This window comes from Photorhabdus viridis, from assembly GCF_040256935.1.
Classification (GTDB): Bacteria; Pseudomonadota; Gammaproteobacteria; order Enterobacterales; family Enterobacteriaceae; genus Photorhabdus; species Photorhabdus viridis.
In genome coordinates this window covers 1-223 of record NZ_JBEJZY010000551.1, presented here as the reverse complement: position 1 = coordinate 223, position 223 = coordinate 1, and the positions used below count along the sequence as shown (strand labels likewise).

The 223-nt window shown below is 50.7% G+C and carries 1 protein-coding gene; it reads left to right on the top strand.

Features of this window, described 5'->3' with window-relative positions:
* Positions 1-22: 22 nt before the first annotated feature.
* The coding region (locus ABR397_RS25700) for a hypothetical protein (protein WP_350307947.1) at positions 23-223 on the top strand (201 nt) is incomplete at its 3' end.

Below are 223 nucleotides of genomic sequence, written 5' to 3'. Positions count from 1 at the left end.
ACTTAAGAAAAGAGAAAGTCCGATGGATCAACGCAACAACCGAGTGGTCAGGGCCACGAGTTATCTTTTAATTTACCTGACCGCCGTTTATCCCCTTCATCCCGCTATGGCAGCCGGGATAACGCCGGATAATAGCCAGACACAGGTACAACATCAGGGCGGTGTCCCGGTTGTCAATATCGCCACACCGAATGACGCCGGGATATCCCATAATACCTACCAA